This window comes from Pseudomonas helmanticensis (assembly GCF_900182985.1).
In the GTDB taxonomy this organism is placed as follows: Bacteria; Pseudomonadota; Gammaproteobacteria; order Pseudomonadales; family Pseudomonadaceae; genus Aquipseudomonas; species Aquipseudomonas helmanticensis.
In genome coordinates this window covers 2,893,402-2,911,808 of record NZ_FXUY01000001.1, presented here as the reverse complement: position 1 = coordinate 2,911,808, position 18,407 = coordinate 2,893,402, and the positions used below count along the sequence as shown (strand labels likewise).

Sequence of the window (18,407 nt, the reverse complement as noted above, 5' to 3'; positions counted from 1 at the left end):
AGGAGCTGCCGCAGGCTGCGATCTTTTAATAGGCCTTAATTCGGTCCCGGATCCGCCACCAGACGCCCCGCATCCTTGGTCAGCGACTTGAGAAACTCAGTCTGCAACTCAGGATCGTTACGCGTCAGTTCGATCAGGCTTTGTTCCAGTTCGCTGGCTTCTTCTTCCAGACCCAGTTCCGACAGACGTTTGACCCGGTGTACCCACTGACTCACTTCGTCGTCTTCCAGATCGTCATAAATCAGCCCGTGCGCTTCCAGCAGTTTGCCGCGCAGGTGACTGCTGATCATCAGCGTCGAGTCCGAGTGCACGTCATCCTTGGCGTCTTCGACGCTGATCTGCAGTTTGCCGACATGATTGAGGTTATTTTCGGCAAATGGGCTGTCGAGCAGGTTCAGGCGCAGAACGCCGTTGCGATCGGTGGTCATGTCGAAGGTCTGCTTGCCGGCCTTGACCTGCACCGGACGCTCGCTCCACGGCAGGCTCGAGTACTCCGTGCGCTTGTCGCGCTGGACTTCATCGATGCCGGCCAGATTCTGCTGCGCACGACCGTTGGATTGCACGTTCATGAACGGGTTGAGCCCGGCGAAACCGTAGCTGAGCCAGTCCTTGGTCACGCTGTCCGGCAGACTGCCGAGCGCAAACACGTTGACCACATTCGCGCCGACACCACCGACCACGGCCACCACGCCCAGCGGAATCTCGTAGACCTCCCGCCAAGGCTGGTACGGCGTGTAGCGATCGTAATGACGGGTGACCTCGAACTCGGTGACTTCAAAAGTCTTCTGTTCGTTGATCTTCACGCGACGCTGCGGCAGCTCAAGCGCCTTAGGCTCACCGACATCAATCTGCAGGCTATGGTCGAGCAACTTTCGCTCGACCCGCTCTTCGTGCTCGCTGCGTTGTGACATGTGATTGGCACAGCCGCTGACCAGCAGGGCACCGCACAGGGCGGTGCCTCCGAGGCCTAAGGTGTTTCGCTTGAACATGACGTCTCTATCTGGTTTCAGCGGCGGATACGGGCCTGCAGGAAGGACAATACGTCGGCCACCGGCAGTGCTTGCGCTTCGCCTTCGGTCCGGCTCTTGTATTCCAGGTTGCCTTCGGCGAGGCCGCGGTCGCTGACCACGATCCGGTGTGGAATGCCGATCAGCTCCATGTCCGCGAACTTGATGCCCGGGCTGGTTTTCTTGTCGCGATCGTCCAGCAGCACTTCGAAGCCGGCCGCCGTCAGTTCGGCGTACAGCTTGTCGGTGGCTTCGCGCACCTGCTCGGTTTCATAACGCAGCGGTACCAGGGCGATCTGGAATGGCGCGAGGGTGTCGCTCCAGATGATGCCGTTGGCGTCGTTGTTCTGCTCGATGGCGGCAGCCACCACGCGGGAAACGCCGATGCCATAGCAACCCATTTCCAGGGTCACTGGCTTGCCGTTCTCGCCCAGCACTTCGCACTTCATCGCCTTGCTGTACTTGTTGCCCAGCTGGAAGATGTGCCCGACTTCGATGCCGCGTTTGATTTCCAGCGTGCCCTTGCCGTCCGGGCTTGGGTCGCCGGCAACAACGTTGCGCAGATCAGCTACGGTCGGAACTGGCAAATCACGCTCCCAGTTCACGCCGAAGTAATGCTTGTCATCGATGTTCGCGCCGATGCCGAAGTCGCTCATCAGCTCGACCGAACGGTCGATGATGATTGGCAGTGGCAGGTTCAGCGGGCCGAGCGAACCGGCGCCGGCGCCAATGGCGTCACGCAGTTCGGCATCGGTGGCCATGACCAGCGGGTTGGCCACGCCTGGTTGCTGGGCAGCCTTGATTTCGTTGAGTTCGTGGTCGCCACGGATGACCAGTGCGATCAGTTTGCCTTCTTCTTCGGCGCGCACGATCAGGGTCTTGATGGTCTTTTCAATCGGCAGATTGAATTTTTCCACCAGCGCCGCGATGGTTTTGGTGTCTGGCGTATCGACCAGGCGCAGCTCTTCGGTCGCAGCAGCGCGCGAAGTCTCGCGAGGCACCGCTTCGGCCTTCTCGATGTTCGCCGCGTAGTCGGAACCGTTGCTGAAGACGATGTCGTCTTCGCCGGATTCGGCCAGCACGTGGAATTCGTGGGAGCCGGCGCCGCCGATCGAACCGTTGTCGGCTTCAACCGGACGGAATTTCAGGCCCAGACGCGTGAAGATGTTGCAGTAGGCTTCATGCATGCGGTCATAAGTGATCTGCAGCGACGCCTGATCCGCGTGGAAGGAGTACGAGTCCTTCATGATGAATTCGCGGCCGCGCATCAAACCGAAGCGTGGACGGATTTCGTCACGGAATTTGGTCTGGATCTGGTACAGGTTGATTGGCAGCTGTTTGTAGCTGCTCAACTCGTTGCGCATCAGATCGGTGATCACTTCTTCGTGGGTCGGGCCCGCGCAGAAGTCGCGACCGTGGCGGTCTTTGATGCGCAGCAGCTCAGGGCCGTATTCTTCCCAGCGCCCCGATTCCTGCCACAGCTCGGCCGGTTGGGTGCTCGGCATCAACACTTCCAGAGAGCCGGCGGCGTTCATCTCTTCGCGAACGATGGCTTCAACCTTGCGCATAACCCGCAGGCCCATCGGCAGCCAGGTGTACAGGCCCGAGGCGAGTTTGCGGATCATGCCGGCGCGCAGCATCAGCTGGTGGCTGATGACGACCGCATCGGAAGGCGTTTCTTTCTGTGTGGCGAGCAAAAATTGACTGGTGCGCATGGTTGGCCGTTGTCGGTTGCTATGACTGGAAATGACGGAGCAGTGTACCGGCGAGTTTTGCTGACGTACAGGCGTGCGGCCGGTGGAGAGGTTCAACGGCGGGATTCCTCCCGCCGTTGAGGAAACGTCTTACGATTCTTCCGCGACCGGCGTCGGTACCGGCTCCGGCGTTGGTGTCGGGCCTGCGCGGCGGCTTTCCTGGAACCAGTGCAGGGCGATCAGCACCAGGGTCGGCACGCCAAGCAGGGCGGTGATGAGGAAGAAGCTGTGATACCCGAACTTCTCGACCATCACCCCGGAATACCCCCCCATCAGGCGTGGCAGCAGCAGCATGATCGAGCTGAGCAGGGCGTATTGCGTCGCCGAGAACTTCAGGTTGGTCAGGCTCGACAAATAGGCAACGAACGCCGATGTGGCGAGGCCCGAGCTGAAGTTGTCGAGGGAAATGGTCACCACCAGCATCTGCAGGTTCGGGCCCATGTCGGCCAGCATCACGAACAGCAGGTTGGTCGCCGCCGAGGCTACGCCGCCGATGAACAGAATCGGCAGAATGCCGAAACGCACGATCAGCAGACCGCCCATGCCTGCACCGACGAGGGTCATGATCAGGCCGAAGATCTTGCTCACGCTGGCGATCTGATCCTTGGTGAAACCCTGGTCGATATAGAACACGTTGGCCATGACGCCCATCACCGTGTCCGACATTCGATAGGTGGCGATCAGGCCGAGCAGCAACAGCGCCTGCCAGCGGTAACGCAGGATGAAGTCGTTGACTGGCGTCAGTACCGGCGCCAAGCCGCGGCGGCCCATGGTCGACAGGCACAGACCGGTCAGCAGCGTATAGAGAATGGCGCGCAGGAAGGCGCGGTCTTCGAGCAGCAGGTCAAGCGGGCTCATGCCGCCGAACAGCACGCTGGCGAAGTCGGTGTTGTAGAGCTGGGTGAACATCGCCGGTACGGACACCAGCAGGACGATCAGCACGAATACCGACATCAATTGATGCATGAAGGTGTAGCGCCCGGCCTGCAGCTGGGTGCGCAACGGCACGGGTGGCTCGCGCATGAACAGCGTGGTCAGCAGCGCGGGCACCATCAATGCGCCGAACAGCACGTAAGTGCCGGTCCAGGCCGAGTGTTTATAGTTGAAGCCAGTCGAGCCGAAGCCTTCAGCGAAAAACAGTGCGCCAGCAGTGGCGAGCAGGGCTGCGACACGATAACCGGACATGTAGCTGGCGGCGAGGGCGGCCTGACGGTTGTCCTCGGCGATTTCCAGGCGATAGGCGTCGACCGCAATGTCCTGGGTGGCAGAGGCGAAAGCGACGACAACGGCAATTGCGATCAGCCAGGACAGATGTTTCTGCGGATCGCAGAAACCCATGCCGATCAGGCCGAGGATCACCAGCACCTGTGAGAGCACCAGCCATGAACGGCGACGGCCAAGCTTGCCGAGCAACGGCAGGCGCCATTGGTCGAGTAACGGTGACCAGACCCATTTGAACGCATAGGCCAGACCGATCAGGCTGGCGTAACCGATGGTTTCACGGGCGACGCCCGCTTCACGCAGCCAGACTGAAAGCGTCGAAAACACCAGCATGTACGGCAGGCCGGCGGCGAAACCGAGCAACAACAGCACGAGCGTCGAAGGACTGGCATAGGCGGCGAGCGCGGCGCGCCAGGTTTTACGGGGCATGGGCTGAAGTCTGCCTCAAGATTGCGAAAACAAAGCGCGCACTCTAACCGCTGTGCTCTACCGGACGCCAGCCATGACGCTGAATATCCACACGATTATTCCGGACGGTGATGCCTTCCGTGCGCAATCGCGCCCGTTGTTCATCGCCTGAGGGTGTGCCCAGCGGCAGGCTGATCCGACCGCCGGCGCCCAATACGCGGTGCCAGGGCAGTTTGGTGTCGCTAGGCAACTGGCTTAAGGTGCGGCCGACCCAGCGCGCGGCGCGCCCCAATCCGGCGAGTTCGGCTAACTGGCCATAGCTGACGACTTTACCTTCGGGCACTTGCGCGAGGGTCGAGTAGAGCGCCGTGCGTCGGATTTGCGCTTCGCTGTCAGCTTCGTGGGTCGGGTCTGTCACGGGCGTGGTTCCTGAACTTCGGCGTGATGTTGGTTCAAGGGTAATCCGTCGCCGCGCTGTTGAGAAATGAACTCAATAGAAATAGTCCGGTCAGTCCTTGTCAGGGTCTTATTCCTACGGATAATGCCGACCTTTTTTCGCAAACCTGAGCCCTCGATTAGCTTATGTTGTCCAGAACCTTGCTGTGCCTTGCTGTTTTCAGTGCGTCTACGCCCCTGCTTGCCGACACCGTCTGGTTGAAGAACGGTGACAAGTTGAGCGGCACAATCACCGTGTTCGATGGCGGTAAGCTGTTGATCCAGACCAAGTATGCCGGTGCCGTCACGATTGACTGGAAAGAGGTCAAGACTCTGAACAGTGATCAGCATTTGCTGGTCAAGCAGGACGCTTACACCGCAGAGGTGTCGAAATCGCTGACCGCCGCTGAAGATGGCAAGGTCACCCTGGCCAATGGCGAAGCACCGAGAACGGTCGAGCTGGCGAGCATTCAGCAGATTCTCAAGCCTAAACCGGTGGTCGAGGATCTGGTCTGGAAGGGTAATGTCGATATGGCGCTCGATTATCAGCGCGCTGAAAAGGACACCGACGACTACGACGTTGGCTTCAAGACGTCTGCTCGTCACGGCCGCTGGCGTCACACCGCCGAAGGCGAATACAACCGCGAAGTGCAGGACGACGAGGTCACCACCAACAACTGGCGCGCCGAATACTCCCTCGACCGTTTCCTGACGGACAAATGGTTCTGGCAGGGGCGTTTGAATTACAAGCGTGATTACGTCGAAGAGTTGTCCCGTCAGCGCGTGGTCGGTACCGGTCCGGGTTATCAGTTCTGGGATGACGAGCTGGGTGCGTTCTCGCTGGGCTCGCTGCTCAACCGTACCGATTACGAGTACAGCGATGGCGGCAAGGACAACTTCTACTCGGTCGCAATGAAGTGGGACTACAACCGTTACCTGATCGGCAAAAAGGTCGAGTTCTTCACTAACGGTGAAATCGGCAAGCCGTTGTCCGGCGTGGCTGACTATGCGCTGGATGCCGAGATGGGCTTGCGCTACAAGGTCACGGACTGGGCGTCGCTGAACCTCAAGGCCGAGCGCGATATCATCAGCGGCACCAACGATGCTGACTTGAGCAAAACCCGTTACACCGCAGGGTTTGGCGTGGCCTGGTAAGACACCAGCAAAACATCGCAGCCTGCGGCAGCTCTTACAGGGATTCATGTAGGAGCTGCCGCAGGCTGCGATCTTTTTTTGCGCCTGAAAAACAGACGCCCACAAAAAAGCCCCGCTTTTAAGGGCGGGGCTCTTTTCTAAAGAAGCTACAAGTTAGATAACTTGTACTTCTTCAGCTTGCATGCCTTTCTGACCGCGGGTAGCGATGAAAGAAACCTGTTGGCCTTCTTTCAGGCTTTTGAAGCCGTCGGATTGGATAGCTTTGAAGTGAACGAACAGGTCGTCACCGGATTGTGGAGTGATGAAGCCGAAGCCTTTTTCATCGTTGAACCACTTAACGGTACCGGTTTGGCGATTAGACATGGTGTAACTCCTTGAACAAAGATAACTGCGACTCAGGAAGAACCCTGGCCGAGACTGAGTGCAAAGAGCAGGAAAAATTCTTGTAGATGGTTGGATCGAAATTCAACATATCGTGTAGAGATTCTCAGTGACACAAGCAGCACAGTGGCGCCACCTTAACCCTTTTTCCGAGACGTGCCAATGCTTCTTGCGAAGGTTTCTGAGATTTAGGGATCGACGGTGTGACGGTTCGTCGCCAGACCGCGTAAATCATGGGGGATCGGCGAGAATTGCAGCCCGCACTTTGAACCCGGCGGCGCGCCCGGTAAGATGCCGGACAGAATTTTTCCACCTCGCTATTCAGGACACCCCGCCATGAGCATCAAATCGGACAAGTGGATTCGCCGCATGGCGCAGGAACACGGCATGATCGAGCCCTTCGTTGAGCGCCAGGTGCGTGGCAACGACGACAACCGAGTGATCTCCTACGGTGTGTCGAGCTACGGCTACGATGTGCGTTGCACCAATCATTTCAAGGTGTTTACCAACATAAACTCGTCGATCGTCGACCCGAAAAACTTCGATCCGGGCAGCTTCGTCGACGTCCACAGTGATGTCTGCATCATTCCGCCGAACTCGTTCGCACTGGCCAGCACCGTCGAATATTTCCGCATTCCGCGCAACGTATTGACCATATGCCTGGGCAAGAGCACCTACGCGCGCTGCGGCATTATCGTTAACGTCACTCCGCTCGAACCAGAGTGGGAGGGTCACGTGACCCTGGAATTTTCCAACACCACCAACCTGCCGGCAAAAATCTACGCCAACGAAGGCGTGGCGCAGATGCTCTTCCTCGAATCCGATGAGGAATGTGAAGTTTCCTACAAGGATCGCGGCGGCAAGTACCAGGGCCAGCGTGGCGTGACTCTGCCGCGTACCTGATTCGTCCATCCGGCGGATGTCGGGAATTCTTTGGCGGGCAGACACTCTATGGGGTGTACTGCCCGTTTTTGTTTCTGGCAAAGCGGGCCTTCGCCGAGGAGTGCTCCATGAAGATCGACCCGCATATCACTGCCGAGCTGGCAAGGCTTGAGCCCAATCAGGTTGGCGTATTGGCCTGGTCCTTGTTGGCACAACCATCCTTGAGCATGGCCGGTGGAATTCCCGGTCAGCCTGATCCTGACTCGCCCAACGAACAGCCGACCGAACCGGGCGAACCGACGCTGCCGGATGAGCCACCACCGGCGCCAGTGGCCTGATGCTTGTGCTTCTCTAGGAGCAACGCTTGCTCGCGAAGCCGTCTGTCTGTTTCATCTTGGGTGAATGGGCGGACGCCTTCGCAAGCAAGCTTGCTTGTACAGGGATGAGGGGCGGATCAGTTGACTGGCCAGATTTCGTTATCACCGATGACAAAGATTTTGCAGCTGTCATCCTTTTCAACCGCATAACCGCCGGTAAACGCGCCGAACGCCGGCATCAGACTGATGCGTTCGCCCAACCTGAAACACGCCAGCCGCAAACTCTGGCGGCCCTTGCCGTGCAGGCGATAAACCGGATGCACATGCCCGGCCAGCACATGCCGCTCAGGATGTGGCTCGGGCTCATGCTGCAGGGCGAATGGGCCCAGCAGTAGCGGCTCCGGCACCACTCGAATGTTCAGCGCCGCCGGTGGATCCCCCGCGCGCTTGTCATGATTGCCGCGAATCAGCGTCATCGGCAGATCAACGTGACGTGCGCGCCATTGCGCCAAGGCGCCCAAGGTGCCCGCAGCATGAGAGCCTGGGCCATGCAGGAAATCCCCGAGAAATATCAGTTGCCGGCAGGGCAGCGTTGCCAGCAATCGATCAATCACCGCGATGTTGCTCGCCGTGGTGCCTTGCGGAACCGGTTGGCCGAGGCTGCGGTAAGCCGCGGCCTTGCCGAAATGCACATCGGCGATCAGCAGCGCCTGTTGCGCCGGCCAGTACAGGGCTTTTTCTGGCAGCAGCCACAGCTCTTCCCCGGCCAGCCTTACGGGATAAGGCGTATTCATAGGCGTTTGCCTTTGTCGGCCGATTTTTCCAGATCACCGACCATGCGCCTGATCCGGTCGGCGAGTTTTTCCGAGCTCATGCTTTCGCGCATTCGCTCCACCAGCAACGGAAAGCCCAGCGGCGTAGGACGTTTGATCTGCTGCACGTCCAGTTTCATCCGGTTGATGCGCTCCAGGGTCTGTTCCAGGCGACGAATATCCAGCTCTTCGCGCAGGACTTCTTCCCCGGCCTGGGCGAGCAACAGGTTGTCCGCGTCATATTGTTTGAATACTTCAAAGAACAGTCCGCTCGAAGCCTGCACCTGTCGGGTGCTTTTCGGGGCACCGGGGTAGCCGGCGAACACCAGCCCGGCAATTCGCGCGATTTCGCGGAAACGCCGCAAAGCCAGTTCGCCAGCATTGAGGCTCGCCAGAACGTCAGCCAAAAGATGCGCAGGGTCGAGCAGTTCAGCGTTGAGCTGCTTCGACCAATCCACCGGCGTGGCACTGAGCAGCTCCAGACCGTAATCATTTACCGCGATCGAGAAGGTCACCGGTTGGCGCTGACTGACGCGCCAGGCCAGTAAGCTCGCCAGCCCCAGATGCACCTGCCGCCCGGCGAACGGATAGAGGAAAAGATGCCAGCCTTCGCGGGATTTCAGCACCTCCGCCAGCAGGTTGTTAACGGTCGGCAGCCCCGACCAGCGTGCCTGAGTCTCCAGTAGCGGACGCAGCGCCTGCATTTCCGCGCCGATAAACTCACCTTCTGCGGCCGCACTGAAGCGTGCCACCACGGCTTGCGCCAATTCGTTGGAAAGTGGCATCCGCCCGCCATTCCAGCGCGGCACCGCCGCTTTTTTCACGCTGCTGCGTTTGACGTAAGCGGTCATGTTTTCCACGCGCACCAACTCCAGCAAACGCCCGGCGAACAGAAATCCATCACCGGGTTTGAGCCGCGCGATAAAGCCTTCCTCGACGCTGCCCAGCTGTTTCCCACCGCCGGCCTTGCTCCAGAATTTCAGGTTGATGCTGGCATCGCTGACGATGGTCCCGACGCTCATGCGATGGCGCCGCGCCAGACGCGCATCCGGTACACGCCAGACGCCATGTTCATCCGGTTCGACCCGGCGATAATCCGGATAGGCTGTCAGAGACATCCCGCCGTGGCGTACGAAAGCCAGCGCCCACGCCCAATGCGCAGGCGTCAGATCGCGATAAGCCCACGTAGTACGGACTTCTTCGTACAGCTCATCCGGCAAAAATCCACCACCGAGGGCCATGCTGACCAGATGCTGCACCAGCACATCCAGCGATTTATGCGGCGACAGGCGTGGTTCGATGCGCCGTTGCTCGACCGCGTCGCGGGCAGCCGCGGCTTCGATCAATTCAAGGCTGTGGGTCGGCACCAGCGTCACGCGAGAGGTACGTCCGGGTGCATGGCCCGAACGCCCGGCGCGTTGCATCAAGCGGGCAACGCCTTTGGCCGAGCCGATTTGCAGGACGCGCTCAACCGGCAGAAAATCCACACCCAGATCCAGGCTCGAGGTGCAGACCACGGCTTTCAACAGGCCATCCTTCAAGGCTTTCTCGACCCAGTCGCGGGTGTCGCGAGACAGAGAACTGTGATGCAGTGCGATCAATCCGGCCCAATCCGGTCGTGCCTCGAGCAGCGCCTGATACCAGATCTCCGACTGCGCTCGGGTGTTGGTGAACACCAGCGTGCTGGCGCAGGCGTCGAGCTCGGCGACCACCTGTGGCAGCATTTTCAAGCCGATGTGTCCGGCCCACGGAAAGCGCTCGATGGACGGTGGGATCAGGGTGTCGACCTTCAGCGATTTTTCGCTTTGCCCTTGAACACTGATGCCACCGCTCTGTGGGATCAGTACTTCCTCGGCGTGGGATTGATTACCGAGCGTGGCGGACACGCCCCAGACAATCAGATCCGGTTGCCAGCGACGCAAACGCGCGAGGGCCAGTTGCAGTTGCACACCGCGCTTGTTGCCAAGCAGTTCGTGCCATTCGTCGACGACGATCATCCGCAGCGTCGACAGCGCGACCTGCGCATCGGCTCGGGCCAGCAGCAAGGTCAGGCTCTCCGGCGTAGTGATCAACGTGGTCGGCAGGCGTCGACTTTGGCGCGCGCGTTCGCTGCTGCTGGTGTCGCCGGTGCGCAGACCGATGCTCCACGGTATTTGCAAATCATCGACAGGGGTTTGCAGAGCGCGCGCGGTGTCGGCGGCGAGCGCGCGCATGGGCGTGATCCACAACACGGTCAGTGGTTCGGCCGGTGGTTTGCGCTTGCGCGAGGTTTCAACGATGGCAGCGGATTTGGCGAAACGGTTGAGTGCAGCGAACCACACCGCATAGGTTTTGCCGGCACCGGTGCTGGCATGCAGCAACCCGGATTCTCCGCGTTTGACCGCCGCCCAGACCTGCTTCTGAAAGGCGAACGGCTTCCAGTCGCGGGCGCTGAACCAGGTTTTTGCGTGGTCGGGATATTTCGCCATGCCGGCTGCGCGCGCTCTGGAGGTGTACTTCCAATGACCACGCTGACCAGCGAAAGGTTTAAAAACAACGCGAACCCCTGTAGGAGCTGCCGCAGGCTGCGATCTTTTGATTGTAAAAAACAAGATCAAAAGATCGCAGCCTGCGGCAGCTCCTACATGAGCAAGACGTTACTTCAGGTTGCCGCTGAGGAATTGTTTGAGGCGTTCGCTTTTCGGGTTGCCCAACACATCCTCGGGAGCGCCTTCTTCTTCCACCAGGCCTTGGTGCAGGAACAGCACCTGGCTGGAAACCTTGCGGGCGAAGCTCATCTCGTGGGTGACCATGATCATGGTGCGGCCTTCTTCAGCCAGACCTTGAATCACCTTCAACACTTCCCCGACCAACTCCGGATCGAGCGCTGAAGTCGGTTCGTCAAACAACATCACTTCCGGCTCCATCGCCAACGCCCGGGCAATCGCCACGCGTTGCTGCTGACCCCCGGAGAGGAACGCCGGGTATTGATCCGCCACCCGTGCCGGCAAGCCGACCTTGTCCAGATAACGTCGGGCGCGGTCGTCGGCTTCCTGTTTGCTGCAACCCAGCACCCGGCGCGGGGCCATGGTGATGTTTTCCAGCACGGTCATGTGGCTCCACAGGTTGAAGTGCTGGAAAACCATCGCCAACCGGGTGCGCAGGCGTTGCAGTTCATCGGCGTCGGCGACGTGCATGCCGTGGCGGTCGGTAACCATACGGATCGCCTGGCCGTCGAGGCTCATCGCCCCGTCGTTGGGTTGTTCGAGAAAGTTGATGCAGCGCAAAAAGGTACTTTTGCCCGAGCCACTGGCGCCGATCAGACTGATCACGTCGCCAGTCTTGGCCTTGAGCGAAACGCCTTTGAGCACCTGATGGTCGCCATAGCTTTTGTGCAGGCCTTCAACGGTCAGTTTGTACATGGGACGAACATCCTCAAGGCGAAAGTAGGTAGCCGCTGCGATAGGCTTCGGCGCCCGCCACGTGGGCGATGACCATGCCGGCAGTGGCCATGCGCCGCAGCGAGCGGGCATAGAGCAGGCCAGCGGCGGAGCAATGAATGGGGGTGACCTTGTCGTTGATCGGGTCAATGATTTCGGCGATTTGCTGGCCGGCTTCCAGGTATTGACCGGCGGTGACGCAGTACACCAGCAAGCCGCCAACCGGCGTGGTCACCGGTTCGACGCCGGCCAGCGGAGTGGCCGGATACGGCAATGGCGGCTGCGGTTTGGTCTCGCCGACGATCGCATCGAACTGGATCAGGTAGTCGATCAGCGCCTGGCAGTCGCGGCTGGCCATTGGGTGATTGACGTCACCCTGGCCGCGCAACTCGACGGTCACCGAGAAGCTGCCGAGCGGAATCTCGAAGTGTTCGCCGAAGCGTTCCTTCAATTGCCACCACAGCAGCGTGAAGCATTCGTCGAACGACTGGCCGCCGGAATCGGTGGCCAACAGGCTCGCCTGCGACTCGATATAACGCGCCAATGGCTCGACCTGCGGCCAGGCTTCGGGCGTGGTGTAGAGGTGCACCACTGACTCGAAATCACAGTGCAAGTCGAGGACCATATCGGCATCGCAGGCCAGCCGTTGCAGGGTCAGGCGCTGCGATTGCAGTTGCGTGCCGGCGGTCTGGCGGGCGAGGGCAGCGCGCAGATGCGTGCGGATCAGTTCGAGGTTGTGCTGCGGATCATCGTTCAGCTTGCCTTCGATGGCATTGCCGATTTCCTCGCTGAGGTCGACGAACCAGCGGTTGAAGTTCTGCCCGCTCTCCAGCTCGTAGCGGCCCAGTGGCACATCCATCAGCACCTGTTCGAGGCCGACCGGGTTGGCCACGGGCACGAGCACGATTTCGCTGCGCAGGCGCCCGGCGGCTTCCAGCTCTGTCAGACGCTGCTTGAGGTGCCAGGCGACGAGCATGCCCGGCAGTTCATCGGCATGCAGCGAGGACTGGATGTAGATCTTGCCTTTGGCCTGTTCCGGGCCGAAGTGGAAGCTGTGGATCTGTCGTGCGGTCCCCGGCAGCGGGGCCAGCAAGTCATGGATCAGGTGGCGCATTTGCAGTGTTGTCCTAGTGAGTCGGCCCGAGGAAGGCCAGCCATCGGCGTTCGGCAAGGCGGAACAGGCCGACCAGCGCAAAGGTAATGGTCAGGTAGATCAGCGCGGCGATGCCGAACGACTGAAAGGTCAGGAAGGTCGCCGAGTTGGCGTCCCGCGCGACTTTCAGGATGTCGGGAATGGTCGCGGTAAAAGCCACGGTGGTCGAGTGCAGCATCAGGATCACTTCGTTGCTGTAATACGGCAACGAACGGCGCAGCGCCGAAGGCATGATCACGTAGGCATACAGTTTCCAGCCGGTCAGGCCGTAAGCCTTGGCCGCTTCGACTTCGCCGTGGTTCATGCTGCGGATCGCCCCGGCAAAAATCTCCGTGGTGTAAGCGCAGGTGTTGAGGGCGAAGGCGAGGATCGTGCAGTTCATCGCATCGCGAAAGAAACTGTCGAGAATCGGCTGCGCGCGCACGGCGGCGAGGCTGTAGATCCCGGTGTAGCAAATCAGCAACTGGATATACAGCGGCGTGCCCCGGAACAGGTAGGTGTAGAACTGCACCGGCCAGCGAATGTAGAAGTGCGGCGACACCCGCGCGATCGACAACGGAATCGACACAAGGAAACCGATAACGATTGAGGCCGTGAGCAGCCACATCGTCATCGCCAGCCCGGTGATGTTCTGGCCATCGGTATAAAGGAAGGCGCGCCAGTATTCCTGCAGAAGTTCGATCATCGTACGGCCTCCCGGGAACCGGCGGCATAACGGCGTTCGAGCCAGCGCAGAATGAAGTTCGACGCACTGGTGATCAGCAGGTAAATCAACGCAGCGAGGACCAGGAAGTAGAACAGTTGATAAGTGCTTTTACCGGCGTCCTGCGCGGCTTTGACCAGATCGGCGAGGCCGATGATCGACACCAGCGCGGTGGCCTTGAGCATCACCATCCAGTTGTTGCCGATACCTGGCAGGGCAAAGCGCATCATTTGCGGAAACACCACGAAGCGAAAGCGCTGGCCGCGTTTGAGGCCGTACGCCGTGGCGGCTTCGACCTGACCGCGCGGCACCGCGAGAATCGCGCCGCGGAAGGTTTCGGTGAAATACGCGCCATAGATGAAGCCGAGGGTCAGCACCCCGGCGCTGAACGGGTCGATCTCGATGTATTCCCATTCCAGGTAGTCGGTCAGCGTCGTCAACCAGGTTTGCAGGCTGTAGAAGATCAACAGCATCAGCACCAGGTCCGGCACCCCGCGAATCAGCGTGGTGTAGAGCTGGGCGGGCAGGCGCACCAATTTGATTTTTGACAGTTTGGCACTGGCGCCGATCAGACCGAGCAACACGGCCACCAGCAGCGACAACGCCGATAATTTGATGGTCATCCAGGTGCCTTCCAGCAACAAAGGACCGAAGCCTTTGAGGCTGAAGGCGGAGAGCCCCAGATTTTGCAGGAGGGTTTCGAACATAAATCAGCAACCTGAGCGGATGGAAAAGGCGCCCATCGAAGATGGGCGCCGAGGCATTATTTGCCGCTGTACAGAATCAGATCGCCAAAGTGTTTCTTTTGAATCTCGGCGTATTTGCCGTCGTCGTGTAACGCTTTGATACCTTTATCTAAAAGCGCCTTCAGCTCAGTGTTACCTTTCTTAATACCGACAGCGGTTTTGGCTGGCAGCAATTCGTTGTCGACTGGCTTGCTGACGTCATAGTCGGCGCCCTGTGGCGACTTCAAAAAGCCCAGTTCGGCTTGCAACATGTCCTGGATACCAGCGTCGAGACGGCCGGAGGTCAGGTCGGAGTACACCTGATCCTGGTTCTGATAGGCCTGGGTTTTCACGCCGGCCTTGTCCAGTACGGCTTTGGCGTAGGCTTCTTGAATGGTGCCTTGCTCGTAACCGACGGTTTTACCCTTCAGCGACGCGACGTCGGCGGTGATACCGGAACCTTTTTTCGACACGTAGGCCGTCGGGCCGGAGAACAGCTCGCTGGAGAAGTCGATGACTTTTTCGCGGGCCGGGGTCACGGTCATCGACGAGATCACACCGTCGAATTTATTGGCTTTGAGGCCCGGAATCATGCCGTCAAAGTCACTTTCGACCCACTTGCACTTGACCTTCAGTTCGGCGCAGATCGCGTTGCCCAGGTCGATGTCGAAGCCCACCAGGCTGCCGTCGGCCGCTTTCGACTCAAACGGTGCGTACGAAGGGTCAACGCCAAAGCGCAGCTCTTTGTATTCCTTGGCCAGCGCGGAGCCAGCGGCCATGCACAACGCCAGTGCAGAAAGGGTCAGCAATGCTTTTTTCATTATTCAATCCCTAAGAACCAATATGAGCGCTTGTGGCGCAGAATTATTGTTACTGGAACGCGTACGACCTATAGAAAGTAGCAATTTCCGAACCAGAGTCCCGAACAAGTGTTTTAAAAGGTTGGGCGGGGGGCGGCGAGGGGGATGGAATGCCCGGAAATGGGCATTGCGATTTCGTTGCACCCTTTCGGATCAAACCCCAGGTTTTGCGGAATATGATTTCCCTGTGGCGAGGGGATTTATCCCCGTTCGGCTGCGAAGCAGTCGCAAAACCTGAGTATGCGGTTTTCCAGTGAAATTGCAGGGGGCCGCTTCGCAGCCCAACGGGGATAAATCCCCTCGCCACAGGGGTTATTTATCGCCTGAGAAGGGTTCAGGCCAGCAGGTCTTGCAGAGTGGCCAGGCTGTCCGCTTCATCGACGGTCTTATCCTGCCGCCAGCGCAGCATCCTCGGGAAACGCACCGCAATTCCGCTTTTATGCCGCCGCGACAGGGCGATGCCTTCGAAGCCCAGCTCAAACACCAGGCTCGGTTTCACGCTACTGACGGGGCCGAATTTCTCCACCGTGGTCTTGCGCACAATGCTGTCGACCTGACGCATCTCCGCATCCGTCAGCCCTGAATAAGCCTTGGCGAATGGCACCAGCGCCCGTTGGCTCGACTCCGGCGGACCATCCCACACCGCAAAGGTGTAGTCGCTGTACAAACTGGCCCGGCGCCCATGGCCGCGTTGCGCATAAATCAGCACGGCATCGACGCTGAACGGATCAACTTTCCACTTCCACCACACGCCCATGTCTTTGGTACGGCCAACACCGTATAGCGAGTCACGCGCCTTTAACATCATGCCTTCCACACCCAAGCGCCGAGAGGCCTCGCGCTGGCGGGCAAGGTCGAACCAGTCGCTGCCGGTCAGCACCGGCGAGGGCAGCAGCACCGGGCTGTTACAGCGAGCGATGACCTCTTCCAGTTGCGCGCGGCGTTTGGCCTGCGGTTGATTGCGCCAGTCTTCGCCTTGCCATTCCAGCAAGTCGTAGGCGAGCACCACCACCGGCACTTCTTCGAGAATCTTTTTGTCGAGGGTTTTGCGGCCAATGCGCTGCTGCAACAGGGCGAACGGCTGTACCGCTGGCGGTTCGTTGGATTGCGGATCGAAAGCATCTTCGGTGCTGGGATGGGTGCTTTTCCACACGACGATTTCGCCGTCGATCACTGTGCCATCGGGCAGCCCGTGAACCAGCACATCCAGTTCGGGAAAGCGCTCGGTGACCAGTTCTTCTCCGCGCGACCACACCCACAACTTGCCGTCGCGCTTGACCACTTGTGCGCGGATGCCGTCCCACTTCCATTCGATCTGCCAATCGCTGGCCGGCCCGATCAACGCTTCAAATTCTTCAACCGGTTGCGACAACGCGTGGGCGAGGAAAAACGGGTAAGGCTGACCGCCTCGCTGGGCATGCTCGTCGGCGGATTCAGGGGCAATCAGTTTCAGATAACTGGCAGCGTTCGGGCGATTGGACAGGTCGGTGTAGCCGACCAGGCGTTGCGCCACGCGTTTGCTGTCCAGACCGGCCATCGACGCCAGTGCACGGGTAACGAGCAATTTCGACACGCCAACGCGGAAGCTGCCGGTGATCAGTTTGATGCACAGCATCAGGCTTGAACGATCCAGTTGCGCCCACAGCGCCGGGAGTTGCCTGCTCAAAAATTCTGGCGTTTCACCGCGCAACGGCAGCAGTTTGTCTTCGATCCATTGCGCAAGGCCGGCTTCAGAACTGTGCAGATTTTCCGGGAGTACCAACGAAATGGTTTCCGCCAGATCGCCGACAGCCTGATAACTTTCCTCGAACAGCCAGGGTTCGAGGCCGGACATGTTCACGGCAATCTCGCGCAGAATTCGCACCGGCACCAGTTGCCGAGGTCGGCCGCCTGACAGGAAATACACTGCCCACGCTGCATCTTGCGGTGCCGCCTGGGCGAAATAAGCCTGCATCGCCGCCAGTTTGGCGTTGCTCGACGTGGTCGCGTCGAGTTCGGCGTACAACTCGGCGAAGGCCTTCATGCGGGCATCTCGGCGATGGTTGGCTGGGCGGCGATGTTGTCTTCTTCGTCATCGCCGTATTCGGTGTTGAAGCCTTGCGCATCCAGACCTTGCTCGCGCAGATGACGCACCAGCACGCCGATCGAACCGTGGGTAACCATCACCCGTTCGGCGCCGGTTTGTTCGATCGCCCAGAGCAACCCGGCCCAGTCGGCGTGATCGGAAAGCACGAAGCCACGGTCGACACCGCGCCGCCGTCGCGTGCCGCGCAAGCGCATCCAGCCACTGGCGAACGCGTCGCTGAAATCGCCGAAACGCCGCATCCAGCTGCTGCCTCCCGCCGAGGGCGGGGCGATGACCAGCGCCTCACGCATGCGCGGATCGTTCTTGGCGACGTCACCGGCGTAGATCGTCGCCGGCAAATACACCCCGGCCTCGCGGTAGACCCGGTTCAGCGGTTCGACCGCGCCATGGCTGAGGATCGGGCCGAGGCTTTCATCGATGCCATGCAGAATCCGCTGTGCCTTGCCGAACGAATAGCAGAACAGCACGCTGGCCTTGCCGGCAGCGATGTTCGCCGCCCACCACTGATTGATCTCGGCGAAGATCTGCGCCTGCGGTTGCCAGCGATAGATCGGCAGGCCGAAGGTCGATTCGGTGATGAAGGTGTGGCAGCGCACTGGTTCGAACGGCGCGCAGGTACCGTCCGGCTCGACCTTGTAATCGCCGGACGCAACCCAGACTTCACCGCCGTATTCAAGACGCACTTGTGCCGAACCGAGGACGTGACCCGCCGGGTGAAAACTCAGGGTGACGCCGTGATGGCTCAGGCGCTGACCGTAGGCGAGGGTTTGCAGGTTGATGTCTTGACCGAGTCGCGCGCGCAGAATCCCTTCGCTGGCGCTGCTGGCCAGGTAGTGCTGGTTGCCGGTACGCGCGTGATCGCCGTGGGCATGGGTAATCACCGAACGCTCGACGGGGCGCCACGGGTCAATGTAGAAATCCCCGGCGGGGCAGTACAAACCTTCCGGGCGCGCGATAACAAGGTCCATGTCGTTACCAGAATGGGGGGCTTGTTAGCTATGAGGCTGGCGCTGGGCCGGAAGTTCTATCGACTTTTTCGCGGGGGTAAAAAGCAAAAGATCGCAGCCTGCGGCAACTCCTGCATTGATC

General features: G+C 59.8%; 17 protein-coding genes. 3 read left to right on the top strand and 14 right to left on the bottom strand.

The genetic code is table 11. The annotated features are described in order from the left end of the window. Positions 1-35: 35 nt before the first annotated feature. From QOL84_RS13025 to QOL84_RS13010, 4 genes are all read right to left on the bottom strand, one after another. Complete coding sequence (locus tag QOL84_RS13025; protein ID WP_283437456.1) at positions 36-989, bottom strand: hypothetical protein; 954 nt, start codon at positions 987-989, stop codon at positions 36-38. Between the two features lie 17 nt (positions 990-1,006). Next, the gene (locus QOL84_RS13020; protein ID WP_129390050.1) at positions 1,007-2,722 is read right to left on the bottom strand and encodes a proline--tRNA ligase; all 1,716 of its coding nucleotides are present in this window, start codon (positions 2,720-2,722) and stop codon (positions 1,007-1,009) included. Between the two features lie 129 nt (positions 2,723-2,851). Continuing rightward, positions 2,852-4,411, bottom strand: coding sequence for an AmpG family muropeptide MFS transporter (locus QOL84_RS13015; protein ID WP_283437455.1), 1,560 nt, complete (start codon positions 4,409-4,411; stop codon positions 2,852-2,854). Between the two features lie 43 nt (positions 4,412-4,454). Next, on the bottom strand, positions 4,455-4,808 hold the full coding sequence (locus tag QOL84_RS13010) for an MGMT family protein (RefSeq protein ID WP_283437454.1): 354 nt from the start codon (positions 4,806-4,808) through the stop codon (positions 4,455-4,457). 164 nt (positions 4,809-4,972) lie between these two features. Here QOL84_RS13010 and QOL84_RS13005 point away from each other — a divergent pair, with 164 nt between their 5' ends. Continuing rightward, complete coding sequence (locus QOL84_RS13005; RefSeq protein WP_283437453.1) at positions 4,973-5,980, top strand: DUF481 domain-containing protein; 1,008 nt, start codon at positions 4,973-4,975, stop codon at positions 5,978-5,980. Positions 5,981-6,133: 153 nt separating this feature from the next. Here QOL84_RS13005 and QOL84_RS13000 read toward each other — a convergent pair whose 3' ends face one another. Then, a complete protein-coding gene (locus QOL84_RS13000; protein WP_002554837.1) occupies positions 6,134-6,343 on the bottom strand; it encodes a cold-shock protein in 210 nt (69 codons plus the stop codon). Positions 6,344-6,697: 354 nt separating this feature from the next. Here QOL84_RS13000 and dcd point away from each other — a divergent pair, with 354 nt between their 5' ends. Both dcd and QOL84_RS12990 read left to right on the top strand, forming a co-directional pair. Then, the gene (gene dcd, locus QOL84_RS12995) at positions 6,698-7,264 is read left to right on the top strand and encodes a dCTP deaminase (RefSeq protein ID WP_129390062.1); all 567 of its coding nucleotides are present in this window, start codon (positions 6,698-6,700) and stop codon (positions 7,262-7,264) included. A 107-nt stretch (positions 7,265-7,371) separates the two neighbouring features. Then, a complete protein-coding gene (locus QOL84_RS12990; RefSeq protein ID WP_283437452.1) occupies positions 7,372-7,581 on the top strand; it encodes a hypothetical protein in 210 nt (69 codons plus the stop codon). Between the two features lie 116 nt (positions 7,582-7,697). Here QOL84_RS12990 and pdeM read toward each other — a convergent pair whose 3' ends face one another. From pdeM to QOL84_RS12945, 9 genes are all read right to left on the bottom strand, one after another. Further along, complete coding sequence (gene pdeM / locus QOL84_RS12985) at positions 7,698-8,354, bottom strand: ligase-associated DNA damage response endonuclease PdeM (RefSeq protein ID WP_283437451.1); 657 nt, start codon at positions 8,352-8,354, stop codon at positions 7,698-7,700. Beyond that, positions 8,351-10,840 (bottom strand): ligase-associated DNA damage response DEXH box helicase, encoded by a 2,490-nt coding sequence (locus QOL84_RS12980; RefSeq protein ID WP_283437450.1) that lies wholly within the window; start codon positions 10,838-10,840, stop codon positions 8,351-8,353. The genes pdeM and QOL84_RS12980 overlap by 4 nt, the downstream gene beginning before the upstream one ends. Positions 10,841-11,008: 168 nt before the next feature. Next, complete coding sequence (locus tag QOL84_RS12975) at positions 11,009-11,773, bottom strand: ABC transporter ATP-binding protein (protein ID WP_034154958.1); 765 nt, start codon at positions 11,771-11,773, stop codon at positions 11,009-11,011. A gap of 13 nt (positions 11,774-11,786) precedes the next feature. Beyond that, the gene (locus QOL84_RS12970) at positions 11,787-12,905 is read right to left on the bottom strand and encodes a succinylglutamate desuccinylase/aspartoacylase family protein (RefSeq protein WP_283437449.1); all 1,119 of its coding nucleotides are present in this window, start codon (positions 12,903-12,905) and stop codon (positions 11,787-11,789) included. Between the two features lie 13 nt (positions 12,906-12,918). Beyond that, a complete protein-coding gene (locus QOL84_RS12965; RefSeq protein ID WP_158832068.1) occupies positions 12,919-13,629 on the bottom strand; it encodes an ABC transporter permease in 711 nt (236 codons plus the stop codon). Further along, a complete protein-coding gene (locus QOL84_RS12960) occupies positions 13,626-14,354 on the bottom strand; it encodes an ABC transporter permease (RefSeq protein ID WP_283437448.1) in 729 nt (242 codons plus the stop codon). Before QOL84_RS12960 ends, QOL84_RS12965 begins: the two co-directional genes overlap by 4 nt. Before the next feature lie 56 nt (positions 14,355-14,410). Beyond that, positions 14,411-15,193, bottom strand: a complete 783-nt coding sequence (locus QOL84_RS12955; protein ID WP_129390082.1) for a transporter substrate-binding domain-containing protein — start codon at positions 15,191-15,193, stop codon at positions 14,411-14,413. Between the two features lie 373 nt (positions 15,194-15,566). Then, positions 15,567-17,255 carry an ATP-dependent DNA ligase gene (locus QOL84_RS12950; protein WP_129390085.1) on the bottom strand — a complete coding sequence of 563 codons (1,689 nt, stop codon included), beginning with the start codon at positions 17,253-17,255 and terminating at the stop codon, positions 15,567-15,569. Continuing rightward, the gene (locus QOL84_RS12945) at positions 17,252-18,286 is read right to left on the bottom strand and encodes a ligase-associated DNA damage response exonuclease (protein WP_283437447.1); all 1,035 of its coding nucleotides are present in this window, start codon (positions 18,284-18,286) and stop codon (positions 17,252-17,254) included. The genes QOL84_RS12950 and QOL84_RS12945 overlap by 4 nt, the downstream gene beginning before the upstream one ends. Positions 18,287-18,407 lie beyond the last annotated feature (121 nt).